This is a genomic window from Neisseria sp. P0022.S010, from assembly GCF_051956635.1.
On record NZ_JBQCXF010000659.1, the window covers coordinates 1 to 1,492 of the forward strand.

A 1,492-nucleotide genomic window follows, 5' to 3' on the forward strand; every position below is an offset into this window, starting at 1 on the left:
CAGGCAAACCAAGGTAATCGCGTCTTTTTGATGTTGGCCGCCGCATGTACCACAGCGGCGGCCAACATCAAAAAGGCGCGATTACCTTGGTTTGCCTGTCACAAAAATGTTCCGTTGACGAAGCGCACGCCATCTTCAAAAAACGTCCGACCCGTCAGGAAATGAACCAAATGGCTGCCCAACAGGCACGCGGTCAAAAACGTCCACATCGCTAATCCCGACAGTAACAGGCCGTCTGAACATCCTATCCCGTTTCAGACGGCCTGTTTTTATTTCCATCAAACCCATTTCCGTTTCCATCGCATTATGACCCATCTTCCTACCGCCCCACTCAAACGCCGCCTCGCCGCACTGGTTTACGAACTTCTGCTGACCGGCGCCGTTACCAGCATTGCCGCCCTTGCAGCCGGTATTGTCGCCATCTTTCTCAATCCCGTTTCCATACGCCTGTCCATGCTGACAACCTGTCTGATTCTGTTCTACGCATGGTGGCTCTACTTTCGCGCCAACTGGCACAAAAAAGGCCAAACCCTCGCCATGCAGACATGGAAAATCGGCTTAGCCGATAAAAACGATACCCAGCCGCCCCTTCCGCAGCTGCGCCTGCGCTTTATTTGGGCAAGCATTTTCATTGTGTTCATTCCCCTGTTTGCCTATGCCGGATTGCGACATCTGCTCAATATACCGCCCAAAGGCGCATTCGGCGCCGCACTCATTTGGCTCATCCTGCCATGGGGCTTCGCCCTGTTCCATCCCGACCGCCAGTTCCTCTACGACTTCTTGGCTGGAACAAGGCTGGTGGATTTAAATCAGAAGAAAACAAACGAATAAAATCCAAAAGCGGCTCAAGCTCTAAATAAAATAAAGGCCGTCTGAAACTCAAGATAAGTTTCAGACGGCCTTAATCATAACATCAAGCAACAATTATTCTTGCCAACGTTTGAACACCAGCGATGTATTGACGCCGCCAAAAGCAAAGTTATTGCTGACCACATAATCGGTTTGAATCTCACGTCCGCCTGTTTGGATGTAATCCACCTTGCCGCAACGCGGGTCGATGTTTTCCAAATTGACGGTCGGCGCAAACCAGCCGTTGTTCATCATTTCGATGGTAAACCAGGCTTCCAATGCACCGCACGCGCCGAGTGTATGGCCGAGATAGCTTTTTTGCGAACTCATCGGCACAAAACCAAACACGGCTTCGGTCGCTAATGTTTCGGCAATATCGCCTTTTTCGGTCGCCGTACCGTGACCGCTGACATAGCCGACTTTATCAGGCGTAATACCTGCATCTTTCAGCGCAAGCTCCATACATTTTTGCATGGTCTCTTTTTGCGGTTGGGTAACGTGGCTGCCGTCGCTGTTGGCACCATAGCCGACAAGCTCGGCATAGATTTTCGCACCGCGCGCACGAGCGTGTTCCAATTCTTCCAATACGAATATGCCTGCACCTTCGCCGATGACCAAGCCGTCTCGAGCGTTGTCGTAAGGG

The 1,492-nt window shown here is 51.5% G+C and carries 2 protein-coding genes and 1 pseudogene; 2 read left to right on the forward strand and 1 reads right to left on the reverse strand.

Translation table 11 applies throughout. The features are described 5' to 3' along the window. Positions 1-44: 44 nt before the first annotated feature. Positions 45-215 (forward strand): hypothetical protein, encoded by a 171-nt coding sequence (locus tag ACTHUT_RS20430; protein WP_440419634.1) that lies wholly within the window; start codon positions 45-47, stop codon positions 213-215. Positions 216-306: 91 nt separating this feature from the next. Then, positions 307-831 (forward strand): RDD family protein, encoded by a 525-nt coding sequence (locus tag ACTHUT_RS20435; RefSeq protein ID WP_003685688.1) that lies wholly within the window; start codon positions 307-309, stop codon positions 829-831. 93 nt (positions 832-924) lie between these two features. Here the strand turns inward: ACTHUT_RS20435 and ACTHUT_RS20440 are convergent. Beyond that, a pseudogene (locus ACTHUT_RS20440) lies at positions 925-1,492 on the reverse strand (beta-ketoacyl-ACP synthase); the annotation flags it as partial.

What these genes read in the sequence shown, in the direction of transcription:
- ACTHUT_RS20430 (WP_440419634.1), top strand. Translation starts at nt 45, where the DNA reads ATGTACCACAGCGGCGGCCAACATCAAAAAGGCGCGATTACCTTGGTT.
- ACTHUT_RS20435 (WP_003685688.1), top strand. Translation starts at nt 307, where the DNA reads ATGACCCATCTTCCTACCGCCCCACTCAAACGCCGCCTCGCCGCACTG.